The organism is Actinomycetospora sp. 2LY8.5 (assembly GCF_057180585.1).
Genome location: NZ_JBXUHE010000113.1, coordinates 1 through 1,100, shown reverse-complemented (window position 1 = coordinate 1,100; position 1,100 = coordinate 1). Strand labels below are relative to the sequence as shown.

The following is a 1,100-nucleotide window of genomic DNA, read 5'->3' as shown; positions in this document are numbered from 1 at the left end:
AGGCCCAGCCGGCGGTCATGGTGCGGTGGAACCGTTCGATCTTCCCGTTCGTCTGCGGCCGGTAGGGCCGGGTCCGCTTCGGGCGGATGCTGAGCTCGGCGCAGGTGTCGCGCCAGGCGTGCGAGCGGTAGGCCGACCCGTTGTCGGACAGGACGCGTTCGACGACCACGCCGCGGGCGGCGTACCAGGCGACCGCGTTGCGCAGCACGCCGATAGCGGTGGCGGCGGTCTCGTCGTCGTGGATCTCGGCGTAGGCGACCCGGGAGTGGTCGTCGATGACGGTGTGCACGAACGCGGTGCCGATCTTCGGGTTGTAGTGACGGTTGCGGGGCTTGCCCGCGGTGGCGGCCCGGTTCTTGCGGCCTTGGACGCGGCCCACGTAGCGCCAGCCGCCCTGATCAGGGATGTTGCCCAGCTTCTTCACATCGACGTGGATCAGCGAACCGGGGTGCGGGTGCTCGTAGCGGCGCACCGGCTCGCCGGTGGCGCGGTCGAGGTAGGAGAGCCGGTTGATCCCGCAGCGGCGCAGGATCAGATGCACTGTCGAGGCGGCGATCCCGAGTCGGGCGGCGATCTCGAGCTGGCCCAGGCGCTGCTTCCAGCGCAGGTGCACGATCTTGCGCACCATCGGCTGCGGGGTCTTGCGTGGCATGCGGTGCGGGCGGCTGGAGCGATCCTGCATGCCGGCCTCGCCGAGCTCGACATAGCGCTTGGCCCAGCGTTTCGCGGTCGGCCAGGACACCTGGAACCGCACCGCGGCCTGCGCGATCGGGCACTGACCATCGACGATCAGACGCGCGAGCTTCAATCGGGCTCGCGGAGTCAGCGCAGCGTTAGCGTGGGCCACGGAGGACCTCCCGGTGGTGAGTGGATGCCGTCAGACAGCTCCACAGCACTCCCGGGAGGTCCTCCCCTCAAGATCATTCAGACCGTGTCGTCACACGCCCTCAACCAACGTGTCCGGTCAGTACAGCTGATATGGAGGGCGTTCCTGTCAAGCGGGCAGGGGTGAGTGGCCTCGGTGCTTACGCATCGTGGCTGTTCGGAGGGTGCCGGCGGGGCCGGGTGGGTGGAGGCGTGTCGGCGCGACGCGCGGTCAG

At 69.4% G+C, this 1,100-nt stretch carries 1 protein-coding gene; it reads right to left on the bottom strand.

The window, feature by feature from the left end:
* Positions 1-847 (bottom strand): IS481 family transposase (locus tag AC2A1K_RS35645; protein ID WP_483901079.1); only part of this gene is annotated, 847 nt, incomplete at its 3' end.
* Positions 848-1,100 lie beyond the last annotated feature (253 nt).